The organism is Spirosoma endophyticum (assembly GCF_900112365.1).
GTDB classification, from domain to species: domain Bacteria; phylum Bacteroidota; class Bacteroidia; order Cytophagales; family Spirosomataceae; genus Spirosoma; species Spirosoma endophyticum.
In genome coordinates this window covers 300,816-322,965 of record NZ_FOLQ01000002.1, presented here as the reverse complement: position 1 = coordinate 322,965, position 22,150 = coordinate 300,816, and the positions used below count along the sequence as shown (strand labels likewise).

The following is a 22,150-nucleotide window of genomic DNA, read 5'->3' as shown; positions in this document are numbered from 1 at the left end:
CGCTTTACTTACCTTTTACTAACAAGTGCGTATCAATCAGCTACTAAAACAGGCGCCCGCGTATATTTGTTGAGTCTATGCGCTTAAAAGATAAACTTCCTCTCAGTTACCTTCTTTTCACAAGCCGGGGCCGTATCCACCGCGCAACGTACTGGATTGTCTCTACCTTTATCTGGAGTACTTTTTACGTATTGCATACCGCCCTGCACGATCTCGTTGGCGTCTGGGCGACGTATTTTCTCTATCCACTTCTGGTTGGTTCCCTGTTTGCGACGGCCACGAAGCGACTGCATGACGCGAACCGATCGGGCTACTGGCTGCTTGCCGTTCTGATTCCGGTGCTGGGGCCAATCTGGTTATTTTATCAATTAGGCTTCAAAAAAGGTACGCCGAAAATTAACACCTTCGGAACCGTGCCAGACGAAGCCGCCGACTACTTCAAAAACGATACCGGCCAGCTAATTCCAAATCTCAACACCAAGGAACGTATCATCAACGACGTAACGCAGTTGAACCCGGTTGTGGTAGCCGAGGTCTTCCGACCCTTATCGGTCGATGAGTTGCGGGAGCGGATACGTAGCACGACTGGTCCCGTTTCAGTGGGGGGTGGACGGTTCAGCATGGGTGGGCAAACGGCCAGTTCGCATAGCCTGCACATAGATATGCGGGGCCTGAATCAGGTTCTTGATTTCTCGAAAGACGACCGTACCATCAGTGTTCAGGCAGGTATTCGCTGGTGCGACATTCAGCGATTTATTGATCCCCACGATCTGAGTATCAAGATCATGCAGACCTACGCGAATTTCACCGTAGGTGGTGCACTAAGCGTAAATTGTCATGGTCGATACATGGGGCACGGTCCACTCATTCTGGCCGTCCGTTCCATGAACATTGTTCTGGCTGATGGGTCACTCGTTCGGGCTAGCCGGACCGAAAATCCGGAGGTATTTTTCGGCGCTATCGGTGGCTACAATGGCATTGGCATTATTGTATCAGTCGAACTCGACCTCGAAGAAAATCTGGCCGTTCGGCGCGAATATTACAAGCTGACACGCCCAAATTACCGCACTTATTTTGCCGATTCCATCCGCGACAATCCCGAAGCGGTTTTTCATAACGGCGACATGTATCCGCCTTCGTTCACAAACATGCGGGCCGTTACGTGGGTTAAGACACTGGAGAAACCAACGGTTAAAACCCGGCTGATGCCGTTGCGCGAATCCTATCCGCTGGAGCGGTATTTTCTGTGGGCGTTTACAGAGACGTTCTTTGGCAACTGGCGTCGGGAGCACATAGTCGATCCGCTTCTTTATCTAAGCAAGCCGATCCACTGGCGAAACTACGAAGCCGGCTACGACGTGGCCGAACTCGAACCCCGCTCCCGCACGAAGCGCACCTACGTGTTGCAGGAGTATTTCGTACCCGTGCGACACTTCGACGAGTTTGCCGGAAAGATGAGCGAGATTTTTAATCGGTATCATGTTAATGTCATCAACGTATCCATTCGCCACGCCCTCCCCGATTCAGGTTCGTACCTGGCCTGGGCGCGCGAAGAGGTTTTTGCGTTTGTAGTGTATTACAAACAGCGGACCAGTGAAATTGCTAAAAATGAAGTAGCGATCTGGACCCGCGAATTGATCGATGCGGCTGTGTCGGTTGGTGGCGCGTACTACCTCCCCTATCAGGCGCATGCTACGTCGGAACAGTTTCACCGGGCGTATCCAAATGCCGGAAAGCTGTTCGCGCTCAAGAAAAAACTAGATCCCAATTTTCGGTTTCACAACGTGTTTTGGGATACGTATTATGAAAGGTTATAACCTAACCCTTACTCTCCATGACTAACACAACTTCTGAATTTCGGACTGTATTCAATCAGACGAAATCACGCGATGCTTTTTACCGTTTTCTTCAGGTCGTTTTTCATCTATATCCCGAAAATAAATTTCATCACCTGATTGGGGAAGTGACGGAAGCCGAAACATCGGATGAAGACATTTATAAAACCATACAGAACCGTTTGCCAAGTATCAAACCGTTTCTGTCGGAGCTGACCTATGCACTGCCTGCGCTCAAAACGCAGAAAAAAGAAATGACCCGGCAGATGCTGGACCTCTTGCCAGCAGATGTAAAAATAAATGGCTACGTCGAAATTGGATCGCCGGGTCGGTACATCAGTGATTTGCGTAAACACCTGTCCATCAGTGAGCCCATTTATCTGATCAACGACGTAGCGCCCACCTACAGCCCTGCCGACATTATGGAGCGGGGCCAGTTGACCAAAATCGGTACGTTCGTTGAGTCACATGATTTTGAGCCCATTAGCCCCGATGCCATTCCCAGCGAGAGCGTCGATCTGGTTACGTGCCTGATCGGGTTACACCACACCCGGCCCGAACAACTGACGCTTTTTGTGGCGTCTATCCGCCGGATTCTGCGGCCGGGCGGCTGGTTTATTCTGCGTGATCATGACGTAAAAACCGATGACATGGCTACGTTCGTGTCGCTCGTGCACACGGTCTTTAACCTGGGTCTGAACATCGATTGGGAAACGGATCAGAAAGACTACAAGGACTTTAAGCCCATCGAGGAATGGAGCCGGATCGTTACGAGCGTTGGGTTTATAGATGCGGGCAAACGGCTTCTTCAGGCCAATGATCCGTCTGACAATACGATGGTGCTGTTCACGAAAAAATAACCATTGCTCATGCTCCGACTCCCCATTTTAACGGTACTGATGGTACTAGTTGCCAGCTTTATTTTTCTCCGAAAAGGACGGCACTCGCTGACGATTCCGGCTGGAGAAGGCTGCGTAGTCCCGAAAGACTGGCTGGTCAGCAATCCGCATCCGGTAACACCGGTGGAACACATTCGTCCTGCCGATCAGACGTTTCTGACATATCCCGAATGGTTTCTGGTGCACAGTCCCGCCGAAATAGCCGATTATGCACACGTAAAAACGACCACTACGTTCCCGTATGTAAGCCACATTAAACAGCTCTGGCAAAGTTACAGCGTTGTATATGACCAGATAAAGGGCAGCTTTCCGTTCAACACCGGTTACCACATCATGATCTGGGTCATTGGCGTAAGCACCACGGTTGAGTACGCGATGAAGTCCCTCTACGAAACGATTGTTGGGCGGCTGACTAACCCGACCCATGGGGAAGTCGTGACAGATGAAGATAAATTCAATGCCCGGTTTGCGCAGGATTACGTGGATTTCATTCGGGTGTCGCCCTGGTACGAATTCGACTTCGCGTCCCGAATTCCTGCGTTGCTTTCCGGTACGTCGTTTTTCGGAACGCATTTTCTGCGTAAGTGTGACCGTAAGTATATGTTGCTGACAGAGTTGCTGGTTAAAGCGGGCTATGGGTACCTGATCAAGCTCGGCACCAAAGCTTCGTACGACGAAGCCTTGCCAACAACAGCCGTCATTATAGACCAACTGCCCACTGCCATAACGACAGGCCGTCCCGGCTCGGTGTCTCCCACTAAAACCTATGCAGATGGGTCGGCTTTATTGCTGCTGCCGCGTTACGAAGCCTTTCACCCGGCGGTATCGGCGCTGGCGCAGCAGGGCGTTACGTTCCGCGAAATTGCGGGCAATAACTCAGCTCTTCTGTTAACTGTCCTGGCCCCCGCCACATGGCAACCGGCCTCCCCCGATTTCAGGCTGGTATTTACGCAGCCTATTCTGACCAAACCCGGGCTGAAACGTGTCGCTCTGGTAACACAGGTGAAATGGTTAGATAAGACCGTTCGGTTCGTGAACGAGCAGGGTGTAAAAATTGAGCATGTGTATGATTATTGATTTTTTGACAGGATTAAACAGGATTGCAATAGCCAGAAAAGCCTTTTTTTAATTCTGTCAAAAAAACTGGGCATATTAGGTTTAACTACCTTTTAATTAACCGACTTGACGGGCGTTCGTTATTGATACCAACCAGGTGTAACATCTGAGTAAATTTAATAACAACGTATATGAACCGGTTATTTTTCGTTGCCGCTTTAGCACTGGCAACCAGCCTGACACAGGCACAAATGATTACTGTGGATAGCGAACTCAGACCTAATATTGACTTTAGCCACTATAAATCCTATGTCTGGGCTTCGCAACTGGATAACAAACTCGATCCTGCAAACAGCCTGATCTTAAAAAAACAGGTTCAGGATGCCGTTGGCTATGCTCTGGACGGGCGGGGGTATACGTTTGTTTCTCAGTCGCCCGATCTGCTTGTCAATTTCCAGGTGTTTGACAAACCAACCACTATAAAAGGATACGTAGGTGCCGACGCTACGTATGTCACCCCAGGCGAAGGGCCAGGCTTGAATAGCGACAAGGATATCAGCGTAAACGCAGGAACCATTCTTGTCAACCTTGTTGATACCAGGACCGATCAGGTGGTCTGGCAGGGGCTGGCTTCGGGTCTGACTTCCTCCAACGGATTCGATCGTCAAAAAGGCAGGGTCCGTGAAGCGGTTAACCTGATCTTCAACAAATATCCGTATCGGGCCGACAAATTTTAATTGATCTGTTGACCCAAGAAAGCGCGTCAATCTCGGATTGAACGCGCTTTCTCATTTTATGAAATTGATGCTAACAACGTCTGATCATACCGCTACAGAACACGGTTAATTTTTAGCTTCAGGGCCGCAAAATCAATTGGTTTCGTTAAGTAATCATGGGCGCCCAGGGCCAGTGCCTGTTCCCGGGACTGCTCATCATTATAGGCCGTAATCATCATCACGGCGGGTTGTGTCATGTCAACCTGGGTACGGATTTGTTTTAACAGGTCGAAACCTGTCATACCCGGCATGTTTATATCAGACAGAATCAGCACCACTTCAGAATGATGGTCGGCTAGATAGGCCAGCGCTTCCTCCCCAGAATAGCAAAAAGCCAGCGAGTACTCACCCGCCCGTACTTCCCGCCGGAACCGCAGTTCAAACAGCGCCTGCACATCCTGTTCATCATCCACTATGAGTATATTCATGTTATCAAACGCCTACTACCGGCGTTGAATTAAAAGATGGAAGATGCCTACGCAATTAAATCTGGAGATTGATAATAAATTCGGTACCTTCTCCTTTCTGCGTTTTCACCATCAGCGTCCCCCCTTGCGCACTGATGATGTCGTGACTCAAGGACAAGCCCAGACCCGTTCCCTGACCAGCAGGCTTCGTAGTAAAAAAAGGCTGAAAGATTTTTTCCTTTACCTCATCGGGTATGCCCGTTCCGTTGTCGCGCACCCGGATTTCAGTGGTCGTTTTCAACCGTCGGGTAGTCACCGTTACGGTTGGGGGATAGGCCTGGTTGGCCGTTTTCTGTTTTTCCCGAACCGCGTAGAAGGCATTGTTAAATAAATTCAGCAATACCCGGCCCATATCCTGCGGCACTACGTCCACCAAGCCAATAGCGGGGTCAAAATCAGTGATTAGCTGGGCATTAAACTCCTTGTTTTTGGCCCGTAACCCATGATACGCCAGTCGTAAATATTCATCCGACAACGCGTTGAGATCGGTAGGCTGGCGTTCGCCGGTGCTGGTACGGGCATGTTCCAGCATACCCCGCACGATCGAATCGGCCCGCTTACCGTGGTAATTGATCTTTTTCATACTCTGCGAAAGATCCTTCAGCAACGCATCGGTATTCGCCCGGTCATTGGCCGTTTCAGGTTGACTAAGGGCTTCTCTTAACTCGTCGACCAGCTCGATACAGACCTCCGAAAAATTATTGACGAAATTGAGTGGATTCTGGATTTCGTGGGCAATACCCGCCGTCAGTTCGCCCAGGGCGGCCATTTTCTCCGTCAGAACGAGTTGAGACTGCGTAGACTGCAGATTCTGGATAGCTTCTGTCAACGCCGTATTGGCCTGTGCCAGCACGGTCGATTTTTGCTGAAGTTCGTCAATGGTCTCTTCCAGAATAACCGATACGGTTCGGCTCTCTTTATTGAATCGACTCAACTTGAATTCCGCCAGAGACAGCGTCTTATCTACTTCCCGAACGGCATTCGAAATAAGGGCATAGTCGGCTTCGTCCATTGAGGGCTTACTGTCAATGAGATCGAGGATAGTCTGAAGATGCGTGTTCATTGTGTAACTTCTTTTAATACGACCAGCGAACAGGTGTTATTATGAAAATCGTGATGGCTTGTCAAGGCTTTACCAATTTCGCCGTAGCAGAAGAATCCAACTAACGGACTATTCCACACGTTTTTAACGTGGTCGATTTCTTCGCTGACCAGCGGGCCCAACGACATATGCCGCGCAAAACAGGAGAACATGATGAGCGCATCGGCTTCGGGCTGGGTTTCTTTAATCTGCTTGCAGTCGGCTACCACTTGGTCGATGATATCGAAGTCCGGGGGAAGCGAAAACCGGATTTTTGAGCCCTGTGGCAACGAGCCCGCGCAAACAATTGATCGATCGGCTTTATTGGCAAACAAGGGAGCCCGCAACACTGACGGTGCATCGTCACGTAGTAACTGCATCGGAAATTCTGACGCCACACTGATTATGTCATTCGAACCTGAAAGTTCCTTGGGCGTTCCGGTATACTTAATAATGACATCCAGCGCAGGCTCATCGTCGATGGTGTAAATGACGTTCCCTTCGCTCCGGGTGATAGTCCGAACCGTACCGACGGGTTTCCAGCCGCTGGTGGCCAGGCCCGAAACCTGTACATGCTCACCGTCCAGAATAAGGGTTACCAGGCCATTATCGCTATTGAACTGGTTACTGAATACGTAGGTAGCTTTCATGGTGAAATCATCGCCCGCCAGACCGCCAAAAATGGCTCCATCAGCACCCAATACATCATCAAGACCTTCAACGATTGTTTCCCCATCGGTGCTTAGGCCGCCCGAAGCCACCACAAATACGGGCTTTTCAAACGCTTCCTGACCAATTCGGGCAATATCCTGCGCGATATCGCGCGTTGTGCGCTCACCCGTGTGCATACATTCCAGCCGAAAATAAGCGGGATTCATATCCATAAGCAACACAACGGCTGAGCCGTCGCCAAGATCACCGTCGATAAATTCACCAGCCGTTGTCGCACCAAAAACGATAATTCCCTGCGCATCGAGAAGTTTATTGATAGCCTCGAAATCCTGCTTGATGGATATGAACGCAACAGCCAGCGTTGGCTTAAACCCGTCGGCCATACTTTCCTGAAGATGAGTAGCGATGGCTGCGGGTGATTTTCCTTTAATTGATTTGGCTTTCATGACAGAGGGCTTAAGGCAAAGTGGTATTGTTTGTAAGGTAGCATAGGCTACAACTTATCGCTTACCAAACATACTAAATTGGTCTCCAATAGGCAGAAAAATGCCGCGAGCGACAAAAGAAAAGGAGCAAACTACAGGCTTTTGGGTGTCTACTCATAAAGCGCTGATTTAATCGGCACGAATCCCATAAGGGGATAGGTGTTGCAACTTGCGGAAATGGCGTTTTTCAGTCAATTATTACTACATTTTCGGTACATATGCTTGTAATTAGCTTGAGCCGTATATGCAACGTTGGCTATAAACGTAGCATTTACACAGCTAGTGGAATTAGGGGTGCCGGACAATTTGTACCGCTACCTCACTTTGGACGTAATAAAGAGTTAACGATCAGCGACTTTACCAGTCAACCAGTTCACAAAATAAACGTATTGTTTATTCATTTTATCGAGAAAAACATGGATATTTCCCGCTAGGATTTCGACGAAGAGTCATTGTCCGTTCGACATGAAGATTTACTACGCTAGAAGATACCGGTACGTCGGAGGGGAGGATAACATGTTTTACCAATTATAGGGGTTGGACGGGTTCCTGGCGCAGTTTGCTACAATATCGACCAACGAATAATAAGTTGTAGTTACCCTTTTCAGCTCATTAAATACAACTCAATTTTAACTTCTTTAATTATGCTTACAAAATCGATTGTAGAGGCTATTGAAGATCAGGATTGGGTAATTAAAGAATGGAAAGTAAAATTCCTGCTCTCCGAACGGTATTTGCATCAGGTAAAAAAACTATCCCGGGTCGACAATTGGTATGAAGACCCGATTGTAACCTCAACCGTGATGGACAGACTCAGCATTTGCTTTACTAGCTTACAAGCGTATTATACAACCTTTGGTACCCTACCCCAAATTGGCGATCGTTTGTTCAACGAGGATTCGGGATTGATCATCCAGTCCCGTTCCATTGACGGCGATCTCAAAGCTCTCACCTTCACGCTCAGCACTTAGGTAGGTAGAAAATTCTATTCTTTTGCCATAAGCAGAGGCAGCACCTGTAGATCATATGCTTTAAGGTTAAAACGAAATTGAGCTTTTCTGTGCCTACGGTTTAGCCGTGGACGTTTTTACTGTAAATGAAAGTGGACCCAGTGAAATTACTACAAATAAACCCGTTTAAAACAACAAAAACGGCCAGTCCTCAGGACTGGCCGCGTTAAAATTATATGTCTAACTATCCCTGGCGAACTGGTACGTTGAAGGTGACTTCAGTTAATGCCCGCTTGTTGGTGGCGGTTGCATCGTAGGCCGTGAAGCTAAGGTGCCAATTATGCTGGTGATAGTTTTCCTGTAATGGTAACGGTTCCACTACCGCCGTTGATCATTTTGCGGTCCGCACTATCAATAGCATAATAGCCGTTCGTGCCCGGCGAGAATGAAACAACTCCTCCGTACACTACCGGACAACGCTTGTACGATTTCGGACATGCCCTCTTATCGGCTCACGCCCAAATAGCGCCCTAAAGCCATTTTTCAGGTTTGGCACTTGATTTGTTTAGCAAATAGCAATGAAATAAACGGTCGTTGACGAGCGATTATGGGCAGATCATACCTGGGTGAATTTGAGGAACTGGTTTTACTCGCTGTAGCCGTACTGACCGACGGAGCGTATGGAGTGGCGGTGGCGGCTGAATTGAAGCAACGAACCAGCCGAACCATTAGCCTTAGTGGTGTGCATATTGCCCTGTATCGCCTGGAGGAGAAAGGGTTTGTACACTCCGAACTGGGCGGTGCTACGTCGGCCAGAGGGGGTCGCCGAAAGCGTCTGTTCACCATTACGTCCCTGGGCAGACAAACGCTGGGCGAGCTGCGGGAGGTACGTAACGAACTATGGAATTCCATTCCTAATCCGTCAATGTCGTAACGTATGGCTAACCCTTCCACTCCCCCAGCCTGGGCCGACCGCTTGCTACGGTGGCTGTGTCCGCCTTATCTGGTCGAAGAATTGCTGGGCGATCTGCATGAGCAGTTTGCCGATCAGGTAGACGAAATCGGTGAGCACAAGGCGCGGCAACGCTACGTAGTAGAGGTCCTTACATTCATTCGGCCTTACTTCCTTACCCGGCAGGCAGCCCATTTCATCAACAATACAAATGATACACTAAAAACGGGAAATCAACTTCATACTTCGGCAGTACGTCCGCTTCGGAATGCTACCTATGGCGATTATCCCCGACCCTTTTTACTCCATCCCTCTATGCTACGTAATTATCTTAAAATCGCCTTTCGGAATCTGTGGAAAAGCAAAGGCTATGCGGCCATCAACGTGGTTGGCCTTTCGGTGGCTTTCTTTGTCAGCGTGTTCTTGTTTCTGACGGCTTATTTCCAACTGTCGTTCGATTCCTTTCATGAAGATGGCGACCGCATTTTCCAGACCTATCTCTTCTCGAATGATCCCGAAAAGGCAAGTCGCTCTAGTGGCATGCCGCTGCCGCTTACGCCAGCCATAAAAGCCGATTTCCCGGAAGTGGAAGCCGTATCGAGGCTCATGAACGGAAGCAATGTAGTGACCTATAAAGGGAAATCACTGGATAAGCAGGTCATGTTGACGGACCCTGATTTCCTGAAGATCTTTTCGTTTCCGATGCGCAAAGGCAACCGGGCCACAGCGCTGAATGATCGGAGTAACATTGTCATCAGCGAGAACATGGCGAAGGCCGTATTTGGCACCGAAGACCCCATTGGCAAACGCGTGCAGTTGGGGCTGGATGAGAACCGAAAGGACTACGTGGTTACGGGCGTATTGGGCGATTTCCCCGATAATTCATCCATTAAGTACGATGCCTTTATTCAAATCGCCAATTCGGGCAATTATCAGAGCGATAAAGACAAATGGGACGCAATGTCTCATATAGTCTATCTAAAATTATCGCCCCAGGTCGATCAGGCTACGTTTGAGAATCAATTAAAACCCTTTGCCAAAAAATACTTTGCCGGAAATTTTGACGGCCTTAAAAAGAAAGGGGCCAAACCCGACGAACGGGGTGATTTATTTGCAATCAGGCTGCAAAAACTAGCGAACGTCCATTTCGACACGGAAATATCTGGCCGATCAGGAACGCCGGTTGCGCTCGTTTACGCGTTATGCGGCATTGCCTCATTTATTCTGTTGATCGCCTGCATCAACTTCATCAATCTGAGCATTGCCCGGTCGTTCAGCCGGGCTAAGGAAGTAGGCGTTCGGAAGTCGCTCGGTGCGCTCAAAAATCAGCTATTTGTGCAGATATGGGGCGAAGCCGCCATTATTTGCTTCGTTGGGTTTGTCGTCGGGATGGTGCTGGCCTACCTGCTTTTGCCCACGTTTAACACAACGTTCCAGGGAAAGCTAACCCTCGACTATATCCTCCAGCCCGACAAGCTGGCGATCATACTGGGCCTGTTTGTGCTGGTTACGCTGGTGGCGGGTGGGTATCCAGCCTGGCAAATGGCGAAGTTCAACGCCGTGGAAGTCCTGAAAGGAAAGGTAACGATAAAAAGTCCGGGCCTCCTTCGTAATTCGCTCATTGTTACGCAATTTACGCTATCGAGTTTGTTGATCTGCTGTACGATCATTGCCCTTCAGCAGGTAGATCACATGCGCAAACAGCCGCTGGGTTTTCAGAAAGAACAGGTCATCAGCATTCCCGTAGGCAATAAAGTGAATGGCCAGCAGGCGCTTAAACGGATGCGGAATTTGTTGGCCAGCGATCCTATGGTTGTGGCGATAACCGGAAGCGGGGTAAACCTTGGCCTTGGTAAGGATCGAAGTACGTCGAGGTCTGTTATGGGGTTTACGTATAAAGAGAGAGAGGTCTCGACCGATTGGCTACACATCGATTATGATTATCTGAAAACCCTTAACATTAACCTGTTGGCTGGCCGAGAATTCAACCCGGCCTATCCGTCAGATACGTCAGCTCGGGTGATTATCACGGAAAGCATGGCCAAAATGATCGGCGAAAAAGATCCGGTTGGCAAGTTTTTCCAGACCGATACGGCTGGTGCCAGGTACCAGATCATCGGTATGGTGCCCGATTTTCACTTGTATTCCACGACGAATGAGAAAAAACCGATTACGATGTTCCTCTCTTTCAACGACAACATCAATTACATTTTTGTCCGGGTGGCTCCCCAAAGTCTGGCGGGCTCGATGGATAAGCTGAAAGGCGTCTGGAAAGAAGTCGCTCCGCAATCGGAGTTTACCGGGACGTTTGTCGATGAAAATACCGATGCCTGGTATAAAAGCGAGGAACGGCTGTCAAAGATTTTCAGTCTGGCCTCGGGCATCGCGATTCTGCTCTCCTGCCTGGGTCTGTTTGCCGTTGCCCTGATGGTGATCGAACAACGTACTAAAGAGATTGGCGTTCGTAAAGTACTGGGTGCCAGTATTCCGAGCATCGTTATTATCCTCTCGCAGGACTTTGTAAAACTGGTTGTTCTGGCCATTGCCCTGGCTACGCCTTTGGCCTGGTTCTTTATGCAGAAATGGCTGGATGGCTATGCTTACCGGATCGAAATAAGCGTCTGGATATTTATTCTGGTCGGTCTTGCCGCCATCCTGATCGCCCTCGCTACGGTCAGTTTCCACAGTATCAAAGCTGCCCTGATGAATCCCGTTAAATCACTACGTTCTGAATAACGCAGGGCATGGGAAATAAAACCCTGCCCTACCCTATGCCCTTATGAAACACCTTCTAATCGCCCTGCTTCTGAGCATTGGCCTGGTCGCAATGACCACAAACGCAAATGCGTCGAACCTAAAAACGCGTATCTCCGACGATAACCAAACGCTCTCGATTCAAATCGATGGGTTCAAAAATGGTAAGGAGATTCATTATAGCCAACATTTTAGCGTAGCGGACATGAGCGCGTTACAAAAGACAATGCTCAAATACCGTGCGTTCAACTCAGCTGGCGTAGCCATCCCTTTTCACGAAATTTCGTGGCTGTTTTTTACCGCTTTAGTCGTAATTACGTTGATTTTGACGGGATTGATCGTGGGGTATCAGGTCAGGAAAGGAGTGTTTATGAAACCAGCTGGCTTGTGAGGTCTTACGTATTCTGTTGACTTTTCGACAGCCGCTCCTAATACACCTGTTCACTGCCCGGAATTTTGGCAAACGATCCAGGCCGTAAACCCAATAGTTACCGGCAAAAAATTACCCCTATCAACCAGACTGAACACACTGGCTGATAGGGGTAGCTGAATCGCTTCCTGTTTCTGTTCAGCTAAGCGATTTCCATGACTACGTTATGTATGCTGCTCAGTAATAATACTTTCTCAACTGCGACACAAAAGCCTTGCCCTGATTTAACGTTGGGTCTTCAGTGTATTCAAGTTGCTGGTTCATACGCCCCTGATTATCATACTGGTTTCGGTATGAAAAGGTATATGTCCGCACACCCTCGGCAAACGAGTAATCAAGAATTGTCTGTTTGTTGAGGGCATTGCGGCTGGCTTCTCCCAGAAATGTAACCTGAGCCGGCGGGGCGTAATGGGCATTATCATAATCAAAGTTCGTAACCTTTTCCAGCTTGCCTGACGCTACGTTATACTGCTCAATTTTAGTGACATTACCCTCAGCAACAGTAATCACCTGCCGTGAACCCTGGGTGGTTATTTCTGTCAGAATGCCCTCGGTCGAATATTTTCGTAACGTATCGACATTGATGTATGAATAACCCGTTTTGGTATGCGTCAGCACCCGATGCTGGGTGTCGTCGAGCGGATACTCATAAGTTCGTTGCGTCCCACCTTCGACCTCCGTCATGCGTCCATTGTTATATGAGTACCTGTTTCTGAGCGTATCACCGCCATACTCCTGACCCTCGTCGGTCTGAGCGATCTGCTTTAATTTATAGCTGATCAAGCGTTGCTGACCGTCATACTGAAATAGCCGGGTATCTTTGGCCACAAACTGGGTTTCTTTCCCATCAACCGTTACTACGTCCAGCGCTTTCCGACTGGCAGGATAGGGCGAAAACTCTGGATAAAAAATTTCCAGACGAGCGACTCGCTGCGACGGGATGCCTAGTGCTGGTTGGGCTGAACTTCCTGTCCAGTTTGTCAAAAGAGCACAGAAGCAAAGCGTCGCAACAACCCGATTCATTAGCCCATCCCTGCTCAATATATAGTCGTTCATTTGATCGTAATAGTGTTGTATGATCACGTATTCAGCTTATTAATCTGTAAGTATACTAGTTTACCCTTAATTGACCAAGTCCAGTAACGTAATCTGTTTTACTGGACAATCGCATAATCGTTGTTACCTTTCCATGATATACGGTAAAAATTAGGATTCAGTTTCATAATTTCAGGAAATCCAGGGGCTCAATTACCCCCTGACTACCACTCTGCTGCAACAAGTAAAACACCTGCTATTTCTTGGCAGATCATAGTATTATATTGGTGATCTTTAGAATTTTATTTCCCCAAACGAGCATAATAGAAAATTATTAGCTTATTTGAGTTCCGCACTTGAGCTCGTTATGTATAACGTTCAATTCTTCCTGCATTACTCATGAAAACGATTCCTCTATTGTGCCTGTTAACAGGCTTTTTGTTCCTTCAATCCAGCCCATCGCCGGGCCAAACCTTCTCACTCGAATCGGTCAAAAGCTACCCTTTTCCCAATGAATTAACCAGTTCAGCGAAGGGCTCACGAATCGCCTGGGCATTTAACGAGCAGGGTAAACGCAATGTTTACGTAGCAGAGGGCCCTGATTTCGCGCCCCGTAAACTCACAAATTACACCAACGACGACGGACAGGAAATCACCAGCTTATCAATCTCTGCCGATGGAAATTGGGTCGTCTATGTACGGGGTGGTGACCATGGCTCCAACTGGGACGATGAATTGCCCGTCAACGTAACCTCGTCGCCCGTACCACCCAAAGTACAGGTCTGGAGTGTTCCGTTTGCGGGGGGTGAGCCCAAAGCCATCGCCGAAGGGGACATGCCCGTTATCTCGCCCAGGAGCGACCGGATTGCATTCATCAAAGGCGGACAGGTCTGGATATCGCCAACCGACGGTTCTTCGGCGGCTAAAGCGATGTTCAACGCACGCGGTACGAACAGTTCCATCGAATGGTCGCCGGATGGGGCAAAACTGGCGTTTGTCTGCGATCGGAAAGATCACGCATTTGTGGGTGTCTTTACGAACGAAACAACGCCTATCAACTGGATTGCGCCGTCCTTTGGGCATGATGAATCGCCACGCTGGTCGCCGGATGGCAAACGACTGGTGTTTGTTCGTACGCCCGGCACTGGTGGCGCTCCAGACTCCCTTCTGACTCGCAGACACCGCCCCTGGTCGATCTGGACCGCCGATGTCGCTTCAGGAACGGCGTCGCCCATCTGGACGGCCCCAAAAACGCTGGCGGGTTCGGAACCTTCCACACATGGTGGATTCAATCTGCACTGGGCGGCCAACGAACGTATCGTTTTCCTGTCGTATCAGGATGGCTGGCCGCACCTCTACTCGATTGCCTCGTCGGGTGGTATACCCCTGCTGTTAACGCCTGGCTCGTTCATGGCCGAGCACATTACGTTAAGCCACGACCGCAAATGGCTGTTATTCAGCGGAAACACCGGCCCCGACAAACTGGACATCGACCGTCGGCACGCGGTTCGGGTACCCGTAGACAAGGCTCAAATGGAAGTACTCGTCCCAGGAACGGGTCTCGAATGGACGCCCGTCGTTACGGGAGATGGTGCAACGGTTGCCATGATCAGTGCCACCGCCCAACGGCCACCGCTGCCCACCGTGATGGCATTTACGAAAGGAACGCCCAAAGTGCTGGGCCAGAATCTGGTGCCGGCGAACTTCCCAGCCAATCAACTGGTCACACCCAAACAGGTCATTTTCAAGGCGCCCGATGGCATGACGGTTCATGGTCAGTTGTTTGAACCAGCAGGTGGCCCGTCCAAAAAACCGGCTCTCATTTATGTACACGGCGGGCCACCCCGCCAGATGCTGCTGGGCTGGAATTACTCCGATTACTACGCTAACTCATACGCCCTCAATCAATACCTGGCTAGCCAGGGGTTTGTCGTTTTGTCTATAAATTATCGACTGGGTATTGGCTACGGATTCGATTTTCACCAACCCGCCAATGGCGGAGCTACGGGCGCTTCTGAATATCAGGATGTTCGTGCTGGAGCCGTTTGGTTATCGGAACAACCACAGGTCGATGCGTCAAAAATTGGTATTTACGGTGGTTCATACGGCGGCTACCTGACTGCACTGGCCCTCGCCCGTGATTCCAAACTGTTTGCAGCTGGCGTCGACATTCATGGCGTACATGACTGGAGTCAGCAACGCAACGGCATCAGCCAGACCGACCGCTATGAGAAAATTCCCGATGCCGACAAAGCGGCTAAAGTGGTGTGGGAATCGTCGCCGGTTTCGTCAATCAGCACCTGGACATCGCCCGTGCTCATCATTCACGGAGACGAAGACCGTAACGTACGATTCAATCAGAGCACCGATCTGGTCCGACGCCTTGACAAGCAGGGCGTACCCATGGAAACGCTCGTGATCGTCGATGATACGCACCATTGGATGAAACATAGCAATGCGATCAAAATGAGTGCCGCCACCGCCGATTATTTCAAGCGGCAGTTTATGAAGCCCAAGCAATAAATTTTCGGTATACCAAAGAACCTTTACTAATAAACCAACGCTGCAATCATGAAAACCTTTATCAGCAGGCATCGACTCGGCCAGCTACGTTCCTTTACACTGGCCGGACTTACGCTCGCTAGTGTATCACTCCGGGCGCAGTCGATCGACGAGACGTATAATGAGAAAATCAAGGAGTACACGACCGACAAACGTTTCCTGCCAGCTTCGGTCCTGAACCTGCCCGACGACCCGAAAGTCCCTTCGCCACGGAAGCATTTTGGACAAATTATCGGGACGCCCGGCATTCTGCATCGCACACCCGAGATTTACGCTTATTACAAAAAGCTGACGGAAACCTCGCCGAACATCAGCATGGAGCAGGTGAGCACCACCGAAGAAGGCCGCCCGATTCAGTTGATCGCCATTGGGAGCGAGGATGCCATGAAACGGCTCGATCACTACAAAAAGCAACTGGCGCTGCTGGCCGATCCCCGCAAAATGGGTACGCAGGATATTGAGAAAATTCTGGGCGATACCAAGCTGGTGTATTACCTGAACGGGGGACTTCATTCACCGGAAATGGGATCACCCGAAATGCTGATGGAGTTAGCGTATCGCCTGATTACCAGCCAAACGCCCGAGATTAAAACAATTCGGGATAACATTATCGTCCTGATCAATCCCGTGTCGGAACCCGATGGCTGGGACAAGCAGGTAGACTGGTATTTCCGCTTTACGAAATCCCGTAAAGACTTTGATGACGGCTTCCCAAAATCACCACCGTACTGGGGGAAATACGTCTATCATGACAACAACCGCGACGGTTTGCAGGTGTCACAGGCCATCACCAAAGCCATGTTTAAAATATTCTACGACTGGCATCCAACGGCCAGTCTGGACCTTCACGAGTCGGTGCCGCTGCTCTATATTTCGACCGGAACTGGCCCTTACAACGAAACTATCGACCCGATCACCATTGGCGAATGGCAGACGATGGGGAACCACGATATGGGCGCGCTGGCGGCACAGGGATTACCCGGCGTATTTACCTGGGCGTTCTACGATGGCTGGTATCCGGGGTATGCCCTCTGGATTTCCAACAATCACAATGCCGTTGGCCGCTTCTACGAAACGTTCGGAAACGCAGGTGCCAATACGTACCTCCGCGATTTGGCCGAGCAGAAATATGCGGGCGATGCCGTTACGTCCAAGGAGTGGTACCGGCCCGATCCGGCCACCGAAAAAGTACTCTGGTCTTACCGGAATGGCATCAACTACATGGAAGCTGGTGTACTGGCTTCTCTGTCCTACGGCGCAACGAACAGCCGAATGCTGCTGAAGAATTTCTATCAGAAAGGGCTGAACAACATTCGAAAAGGCACAGAGGAAAAACCACGGGCGTTTGTCATTTCCAAAGATCAGCGTGACCCGACAATGGCGGCTTACCTGGTCAATCAGCTTCGGGCGCAGGCTATTGAAGTACACAAGGCGGAATCGGGTAAAAACAAGGGCGATTACGTCGTGCTATTGAATCAGCCGTATCGCAATCTGGCTGTATCGCTGCTGACCAAACAGAACTATCCGAAAGAAGCGAAGTTTCCGCCTTACGATGACATTGCCTGGACATTGGGCTATTTGTATGGCGTGGACGTAAAAGCGCAGGACAGCCTTACATATGCGCCAAGCGAACTGAAAATGGTTGGCGAGGACGTAAAGTACACTGGTATTCTCGATGGCGACGGCACGAACTACGTACTGAACTACAAAGCGCAGAGCACTTTGATGCCCGCACTTCTGTGGATGAAAACGCAGGGCAAAACAGCGAAAGCATTTGTGCTGGATACCAAAACAACCTTTGCCGGGATTAAAGACACACTAACGGCCGGAGCCGTCGTTTTCAAAGGCTTAACGACCGATCAGGCGAAAAAGCTATCGACCCAGTTTGGCCTTGATCTGCTGGCCACGAAGGCCGAGCCAACAGGACTTGGTACTACGTTGCGTCAGCATGAAGTTAGCCTGCCTCGCGTGGCGATTTACCACAGTTGGTTCAATACGCAGGACGAAGGCTGGGCGCGGTACACGTTCGAGCAACGCGGTATTCCGTATACGTCCATCAATAAAGACCAGTTGAAAGCGGGCGATCTCCGGAAGAAATTCGACGTGATTCTCATTCCCCGGATGCGCGGATCGGCGACGAACTTTATTCACGAACTCGATTCGAAATACGGGCCAATCCCCTACACCAAAACGCCTGAATTTCCGTCGCATGGCTTCCCCGATGCTACTGCCGACATCACCGGCGGACCAGGTTTTGAGGGAGTCGACAACCTGAAAAAGTTTGTTGAAGCGGGTGGTGTACTCGTTACGTTAGATAATTCATCGCTGATGATTGCCGAGACGGGCATTGCCCGCGATCTGGATCAGGTGAGTGCGCCAACGCTGTTCCACCCGGGGTCGATTGTGCAGGTAAAAAACCGGAAACCAGACAGCCCGGTTATGTACGGCTTCCCGGAAACCTTCTCGATTTTCCGCGGTATTGCGCCCCTGCTGCAAACGAAACGGTACAACCGCGACATGATGCTGATGCAGTACGGCACGAAACCACTCAAGGACGAGGAGGAATATAAAGGTTTGATTATGGGTATGCCCGACAAAAAGATCGCAAAGGAACCTGCGAAACCCGCGACGCCTAAAAAGGAAGATCCATACGTCGTATCTGGCATGGTTCGCAACGAACAGACGATTATTGGCCACGGCGGTATTTTTAACGTACCGGTCGGCACTGGACGGGTCATTGCGTTCACCTTCGACCCATTGCACCGTTACCTGAACCATCATGATGCGCCCCTACTCTGGAACGTATTGATTAACTGGAATCACCTGGACACACCGGCCAGCCCAGCCAATACGGCTGAAGCAAAAGCAACCCCGGCAACGAAATCAGATGAGTAGAAAACGCGTTTTTTAATACGTCACAAAGGGGCTACATTAATTTGTAACCCCTTTGTTTTTCCCTGGTAGAGAACATATCAAACCTCTTTCGTTCAAATTAAACCCCCTAGCAACCAATACTAGAAAAATCAATTTAAATAGCTACTTATAGATTACAAACTAAACATTTTTTTCAATTATATTCTGCGATTTTACTGGCAAAAATCATTAAACTTAACACACTAAATTAAATTAATTCTGTCTGGATTATTTGTTAACCTCGCCACTATCCAGTTCTTTATTTCAACGAATTTCATCAGCTGAAAACAGGCTACCAACGCGTCAAATTGAGTATTGGTTACGACATAGATTTTACCTATTTTTACCCTATGAAACATATATCGATCCTTGTTCCTAAAGGGGCTATTTTAGGCAGTCTGGAAGGCTCACGCCAGTTGCTTACTCAGGTAAATCAGTTCGTTATGGCCAGGGGCGAGTCCCCTTTGTTTACGGTGCAACTGGTAGGTAGTTCGAAAGAAATCCCCCTAAGTGGCGGCTCATTCACGGTTCACGCGGATGTGCTACTGGACGATGTAAAAAAAACCGATCTGATTATTATCCCGGCCGTTGATGGCGAGTTGAAAAGCGCTATTGAAAACAACAGTGATCTCCTCCCCTGGATAACAAAACAGCATCAACGGGGCGCAGAAGTAGCCAGCCTTTGCTTAGGTGCCTTTATTCTGGCCTCCACGGGCTTGTTAAAAGGAAAAAAATGTGCTACGCACTGGATGGCCGCCAATGAGTTCAGACAATTGTTTCCGGACGTCGACCTGGTGACGGAGAAAATCATTACCGATGAGCACGGCATCTATTCGAGCGGGGGCGCTTTCTCCTACCTCAACCTGATCCTGTACCTTATTGAGAAGTACGCCGGTCGCGATATAGCGATTCTTTCAGCCAAAGTATTCGCGATCGAAATAGAGCGGGACAGCCAATCATCCTTTACTATTTTCCAGGGGCAGAAAGAACATGAAGATGAGCCAATTAAAAAAGCACAGGAGTTTATTGAGACTAATTTCCAGGAAAAAATAACGATTGATCAATTATCAGATATTTTAGCGCTAAGTCGCCGAAGTTTAGAACGGAGATTTAAAAAAGCGACCGCCAATACCGTTACAGAATATATACAGCGCGTAAAAATTGAAGTAGCGAAAAAAAGCTTTGAAACGAATCGAAAAACCGTCAACGAAATTATGTATGATGTCGGCTATTCCGACAACAAAGCGTTCAGAACGACATTTAAAAAAATTACCGGATTATCACCCATCGATTATAGAAATAAGTACAATAAAGAAACGATGGTTTTAGAAGCCTGACACAACAATGACTACTAATCAGGAAGCTTATTTTCGTCTATATAAATACAGGCTAGAAAGGAGCTTCCTGACTTACATTCATTACCGCTTAAAATGCGTCAGGATATATTCGTAAAAATGGGCTGGATTGACATCGGTGGCTATTTTCACCGTATAGCCGTTATCATCCAGATACGTCTGTCCGGCGTTGGGCGGGCGCGTGCTGACGTTTGCTTTCACAATCTCGGTGGTGAACTTCTCAGGTAGCGCCAGATAGCTGGTCGCCAGAATATCCCACATAAAGTAGGTGTAATGATAGCTCGGAATGGTATCGAGCGTCAATGCCCACAACTGGCCCGTTAAATTCGACAACTTGTAGTCGATTTGCGTCGCTAAGGTTGACAGAAATTTCCGGGTAACGGGCACATGATTCGTTACGTCCAGCGGAATCAGCGTTAACGGCAATTCATACGAAACCAGCTTTTGGGAACTGATCGGGTCCCAGAACACATTCCATTCGGCCGTGCCGTCGTGTTGAAAGGTCTGGACATTTCCATGCACGCGAAATGCGCCCGCCATCCAGACAATCTCTTTAATTTTGTCTTTCAGCTCCGGGACTTCCTCTAGGGCCAACACCAGATTGGAGCAAGGACCCGTCATCAAAATCGTTACCGTTTCTGTAGCCGAACTCAGCCTGTCGATAATCAGATCGGGCGCGCTCAGGTACGTGTACGGATCAGGCGATTTCGGGAGATTGATCAACATTGGTAAGGCGTTTATAATCTCCGGTCGTGCCCGCCACTCGTTCGGGAACGCATTAATGCCGTAGTAGTCTCCCCTACCCAACGGAACCGATTCTTTCCCCATTAATTGAAGTAACTTATAGGTCGATTCCAGGGCTGGCTCGATGTAACAATCGGCGGGCGTTACGGTGATGCCGATCAGTTCAGTATCGGGCATTGTCAGGACAAGCAATTGCGATAGCAAATCGTCAATAGCTCCGTCGTGATCCATTAAAATAAGTTTGGGCATGATATTATTCGTTAAATGAAGTTCGGGCAACGTAGTATTGTGTTGCCCCGTTCACGCTTGGCTGAGGTTATCATTTTTGGGAAGCCATGCATTTTTCCACCATCTGCAAGGTATGCGCCAGCGCCTTGGTATCACCCCAATCCTGATGACCGGGTACCACAACTCGGGCGGTTTCAAATTGACTCAGCACCTTCCGCATGGAACCAGCCCAGGCGTTTACGTTGGCATCAGCCAGGTTCCCCATGCCAAAGGCAACGACACTTTTTACCAGACAGCCACCATACAGGATTTTCTGGTTCGGCAACCACACGACAATGTTATCGCTGGTGTGCCCCTCGCCGGGGAAATAACAGCGAATGGGCTCCCGGCCGATTTTAAACGTAGTATCGGCGGGCAAAATACCTTCGGGCGATTCAAAGCCCAGCTTGACCGATTTCCGGGCGGTCAATGGCGTACTGACAACCCGAATCCCTGACTTGTGGAGTTCACTGATTCCACCCACACGATCTTCGTGAGCATGCGTAACAATACAAAGTCGGACAGGTTGGTGCAGGTTACTGGAAACCCATTGAAGTAAGTCCCGGGTATTATCGGTGTTGGTATCGGTATCCCAGCCGGTATCAACCAGCACCACGCCGTCTTTCGTTTTAATGATCAGCCCATTGGATGGAAATGGCGTCTTGCCATACATACCATACGTAGTGTGGACATACACCTGCTCGTTGAGGGGGGTAACGGTTAATTTAGGCCTTATGGGCGGCTGAGCTTGTACGACATGGTGAGAGAAAAAAGCAAGAAAGAGTGCAATCAGACTACGCATAGGTCGGAGGAAATTGGCAATTTTACACTAAAACAGGCACGTTGATAACTTATTGCGCAAGGCTTATCGAGCGGTTTAGTTTCCTTCATAATGCTTGGTTATGACTAGTAAAAAA

Annotated in this window: 19 protein-coding genes; 12 read left to right on the top strand and 7 right to left on the bottom strand. The window is 49.2% G+C overall.

Features of this window, described 5'->3' with window-relative positions:
* Window positions 1-77 precede the first annotated feature (77 nt).
* The 4 genes from BM202_RS06385 (at window position 78) to BM202_RS06370 (ending at window position 4,527) form a co-directional block, all read left to right on the top strand.
* Window positions 78-1,817: an FAD-binding protein gene (locus BM202_RS06385; protein WP_093824152.1), complete on the top strand. Its 1,740-nt coding sequence runs from the start codon at window positions 78-80 to the stop codon at window positions 1,815-1,817.
* Between the two features lie 17 nt (window positions 1,818-1,834).
* Window positions 1,835-2,695, top strand: coding sequence for a class I SAM-dependent methyltransferase (locus BM202_RS06380; RefSeq protein WP_093824150.1), 861 nt, complete (start codon window positions 1,835-1,837; stop codon window positions 2,693-2,695).
* Window positions 2,696-2,704: 9 nt separating this feature from the next.
* Window positions 2,705-3,811, top strand: a complete 1,107-nt coding sequence (locus tag BM202_RS06375; RefSeq protein ID WP_093824148.1) for a hypothetical protein — start codon at window positions 2,705-2,707, stop codon at window positions 3,809-3,811.
* 170 nt (window positions 3,812-3,981) lie between these two features.
* Window positions 3,982-4,527, top strand: a complete 546-nt coding sequence (locus tag BM202_RS06370) for a DUF4136 domain-containing protein (RefSeq protein ID WP_093824145.1) — start codon at window positions 3,982-3,984, stop codon at window positions 4,525-4,527.
* A 92-nt stretch (window positions 4,528-4,619) separates the two neighbouring features.
* On the opposite strand, the gene BM202_RS06365 is transcribed toward BM202_RS06370, so the two are convergent.
* Genes BM202_RS06365 through BM202_RS06355 form a run of 3 tightly spaced genes read right to left on the bottom strand, consistent with a single transcriptional unit; the run spans window position 4,620 to window position 7,232 of the window.
* Window positions 4,620-4,994, bottom strand: a complete 375-nt coding sequence (locus BM202_RS06365) for a response regulator (RefSeq protein WP_093824143.1) — start codon at window positions 4,992-4,994, stop codon at window positions 4,620-4,622.
* 55 nt (window positions 4,995-5,049) lie between these two features.
* Window positions 5,050-6,096 carry a sensor histidine kinase gene (locus BM202_RS06360; RefSeq protein ID WP_093824141.1) on the bottom strand — a complete coding sequence of 349 codons (1,047 nt, stop codon included), beginning with the start codon at window positions 6,094-6,096 and terminating at the stop codon, window positions 5,050-5,052.
* Window positions 6,093-7,232: an FIST signal transduction protein gene (locus tag BM202_RS06355; RefSeq protein ID WP_093824139.1), complete on the bottom strand. Its 1,140-nt coding sequence runs from the start codon at window positions 7,230-7,232 to the stop codon at window positions 6,093-6,095. The genes BM202_RS06360 and BM202_RS06355 overlap by 4 nt, the downstream gene beginning before the upstream one ends.
* A gap of 257 nt (window positions 7,233-7,489) precedes the next feature.
* Between BM202_RS06355 and BM202_RS37125 the strand changes: the two genes are divergently transcribed.
* Window positions 7,490-7,705 (top strand): hypothetical protein, encoded by a 216-nt coding sequence (locus tag BM202_RS37125; protein WP_177236516.1) that lies wholly within the window; start codon window positions 7,490-7,492, stop codon window positions 7,703-7,705.
* Window positions 7,706-7,915: 210 nt separating this feature from the next.
* Window positions 7,916-8,242 (top strand): hypothetical protein, encoded by a 327-nt coding sequence (locus BM202_RS06350; RefSeq protein WP_093824137.1) that lies wholly within the window; start codon window positions 7,916-7,918, stop codon window positions 8,240-8,242.
* A 223-nt stretch (window positions 8,243-8,465) separates the two neighbouring features.
* Here the strand turns inward: BM202_RS06350 and BM202_RS38690 are convergent, their stop codons facing one another.
* The gene (locus BM202_RS38690) at window positions 8,466-8,600 is read right to left on the bottom strand and encodes a hypothetical protein (protein ID WP_262507664.1); all 135 of its coding nucleotides are present in this window, start codon (window positions 8,598-8,600) and stop codon (window positions 8,466-8,468) included.
* A gap of 228 nt (window positions 8,601-8,828) precedes the next feature.
* On the opposite strand from BM202_RS38690, the gene BM202_RS06345 reads away from it, so the two are divergent.
* The 3 genes from BM202_RS06345 to BM202_RS06335 are packed head-to-tail and all read left to right on the top strand — an operon-like array spanning window position 8,829 to window position 12,318.
* On the top strand, window positions 8,829-9,155 hold the full coding sequence (locus tag BM202_RS06345; RefSeq protein WP_093824135.1) for a PadR family transcriptional regulator: 327 nt from the start codon (window positions 8,829-8,831) through the stop codon (window positions 9,153-9,155).
* Window positions 9,156-9,158: 3 nt separating this feature from the next.
* The gene (locus BM202_RS06340) at window positions 9,159-11,909 is read left to right on the top strand and encodes an ABC transporter permease (protein ID WP_218160522.1); all 2,751 of its coding nucleotides are present in this window, start codon (window positions 9,159-9,161) and stop codon (window positions 11,907-11,909) included.
* 43 nt (window positions 11,910-11,952) lie between these two features.
* Window positions 11,953-12,318: a hypothetical protein gene (locus BM202_RS06335; RefSeq protein WP_093824133.1), complete on the top strand. Its 366-nt coding sequence runs from the start codon at window positions 11,953-11,955 to the stop codon at window positions 12,316-12,318.
* 216 nt (window positions 12,319-12,534) lie between these two features.
* Here BM202_RS06335 and BM202_RS06330 read toward each other — a convergent pair whose 3' ends face one another.
* A complete protein-coding gene (locus BM202_RS06330) occupies window positions 12,535-13,413 on the bottom strand; it encodes a hypothetical protein (RefSeq protein WP_143100642.1) in 879 nt (292 codons plus the stop codon).
* Window positions 13,414-13,791: 378 nt separating this feature from the next.
* On the opposite strand from BM202_RS06330, the gene BM202_RS06325 reads away from it, so the two are divergent.
* From BM202_RS06325 to BM202_RS06315, 3 genes are all read left to right on the top strand, one after another.
* A complete protein-coding gene (locus BM202_RS06325) occupies window positions 13,792-15,915 on the top strand; it encodes a S9 family peptidase (RefSeq protein WP_093824129.1) in 2,124 nt (707 codons plus the stop codon).
* 48 nt (window positions 15,916-15,963) lie between these two features.
* Window positions 15,964-18,849: a M14 family zinc carboxypeptidase gene (locus BM202_RS06320; RefSeq protein ID WP_093824127.1), complete on the top strand. Its 2,886-nt coding sequence runs from the start codon at window positions 15,964-15,966 to the stop codon at window positions 18,847-18,849.
* Window positions 18,850-19,217: 368 nt separating this feature from the next.
* A complete protein-coding gene (locus tag BM202_RS06315) occupies window positions 19,218-20,204 on the top strand; it encodes a GlxA family transcriptional regulator (RefSeq protein ID WP_093824125.1) in 987 nt (328 codons plus the stop codon).
* 81 nt (window positions 20,205-20,285) lie between these two features.
* On the opposite strand, the gene BM202_RS06310 is transcribed toward BM202_RS06315, so the two are convergent.
* Window positions 20,286-21,215 carry a nucleoside hydrolase gene (locus BM202_RS06310; RefSeq protein ID WP_093824123.1) on the bottom strand — a complete coding sequence of 310 codons (930 nt, stop codon included), beginning with the start codon at window positions 21,213-21,215 and terminating at the stop codon, window positions 20,286-20,288.
* Between the two features lie 70 nt (window positions 21,216-21,285).
* Window positions 21,286-22,035, bottom strand: a complete 750-nt coding sequence (gene bla / locus BM202_RS06305; protein ID WP_093824121.1) for a subclass B1 metallo-beta-lactamase — start codon at window positions 22,033-22,035, stop codon at window positions 21,286-21,288.
* Between the last annotated feature and the right edge of the window lie 115 nt (window positions 22,036-22,150).

Coding starts and splice junctions, on each gene's coding strand:
- BM202_RS06385 (WP_093824152.1), top strand. CDS start 78: ATGCGCTTAAAAGATAAACTTCCTCTCAGTTACCTTCTTTTCACAAGC.
- BM202_RS06380 (WP_093824150.1), top strand. CDS start 1,835: ATGACTAACACAACTTCTGAATTTCGGACTGTATTCAATCAGACGAAA.
- BM202_RS06375 (WP_093824148.1), top strand. CDS start 2,705: ATGCTCCGACTCCCCATTTTAACGGTACTGATGGTACTAGTTGCCAGC.
- BM202_RS06370 (WP_093824145.1), top strand. CDS start 3,982: ATGAACCGGTTATTTTTCGTTGCCGCTTTAGCACTGGCAACCAGCCTG.
- BM202_RS06365 (WP_093824143.1), bottom strand. CDS start 4,994: ATGAATATACTCATAGTGGATGATGAACAGGATGTGCAGGCGCTGTTT.
- BM202_RS06360 (WP_093824141.1), bottom strand. CDS start 6,096: ATGAACACGCATCTTCAGACTATCCTCGATCTCATTGACAGTAAGCCC.
- BM202_RS06355 (WP_093824139.1), bottom strand. CDS start 7,232: ATGAAAGCCAAATCAATTAAAGGAAAATCACCCGCAGCCATCGCTACT.
- BM202_RS37125 (WP_177236516.1), top strand. CDS start 7,490: ATGCTTGTAATTAGCTTGAGCCGTATATGCAACGTTGGCTATAAACGT.
- BM202_RS06350 (WP_093824137.1), top strand. CDS start 7,916: ATGCTTACAAAATCGATTGTAGAGGCTATTGAAGATCAGGATTGGGTA.
- BM202_RS06345 (WP_093824135.1), top strand. CDS start 8,829: ATGGGCAGATCATACCTGGGTGAATTTGAGGAACTGGTTTTACTCGCT.
- BM202_RS06340 (WP_218160522.1), top strand. CDS start 9,159: ATGGCTAACCCTTCCACTCCCCCAGCCTGGGCCGACCGCTTGCTACGG.
- BM202_RS06335 (WP_093824133.1), top strand. CDS start 11,953: ATGAAACACCTTCTAATCGCCCTGCTTCTGAGCATTGGCCTGGTCGCA.
- BM202_RS06330 (WP_143100642.1), bottom strand. CDS start 13,413: ATGAACGACTATATATTGAGCAGGGATGGGCTAATGAATCGGGTTGTT.
- BM202_RS06325 (WP_093824129.1), top strand. CDS start 13,792: ATGAAAACGATTCCTCTATTGTGCCTGTTAACAGGCTTTTTGTTCCTT.
- BM202_RS06320 (WP_093824127.1), top strand. CDS start 15,964: ATGAAAACCTTTATCAGCAGGCATCGACTCGGCCAGCTACGTTCCTTT.
- BM202_RS06315 (WP_093824125.1), top strand. CDS start 19,218: ATGAAACATATATCGATCCTTGTTCCTAAAGGGGCTATTTTAGGCAGT.
- BM202_RS06310 (WP_093824123.1), bottom strand. CDS start 21,215: ATGCCCAAACTTATTTTAATGGATCACGACGGAGCTATTGACGATTTG.
- bla (WP_093824121.1), bottom strand. CDS start 22,035: ATGCGTAGTCTGATTGCACTCTTTCTTGCTTTTTTCTCTCACCATGTC.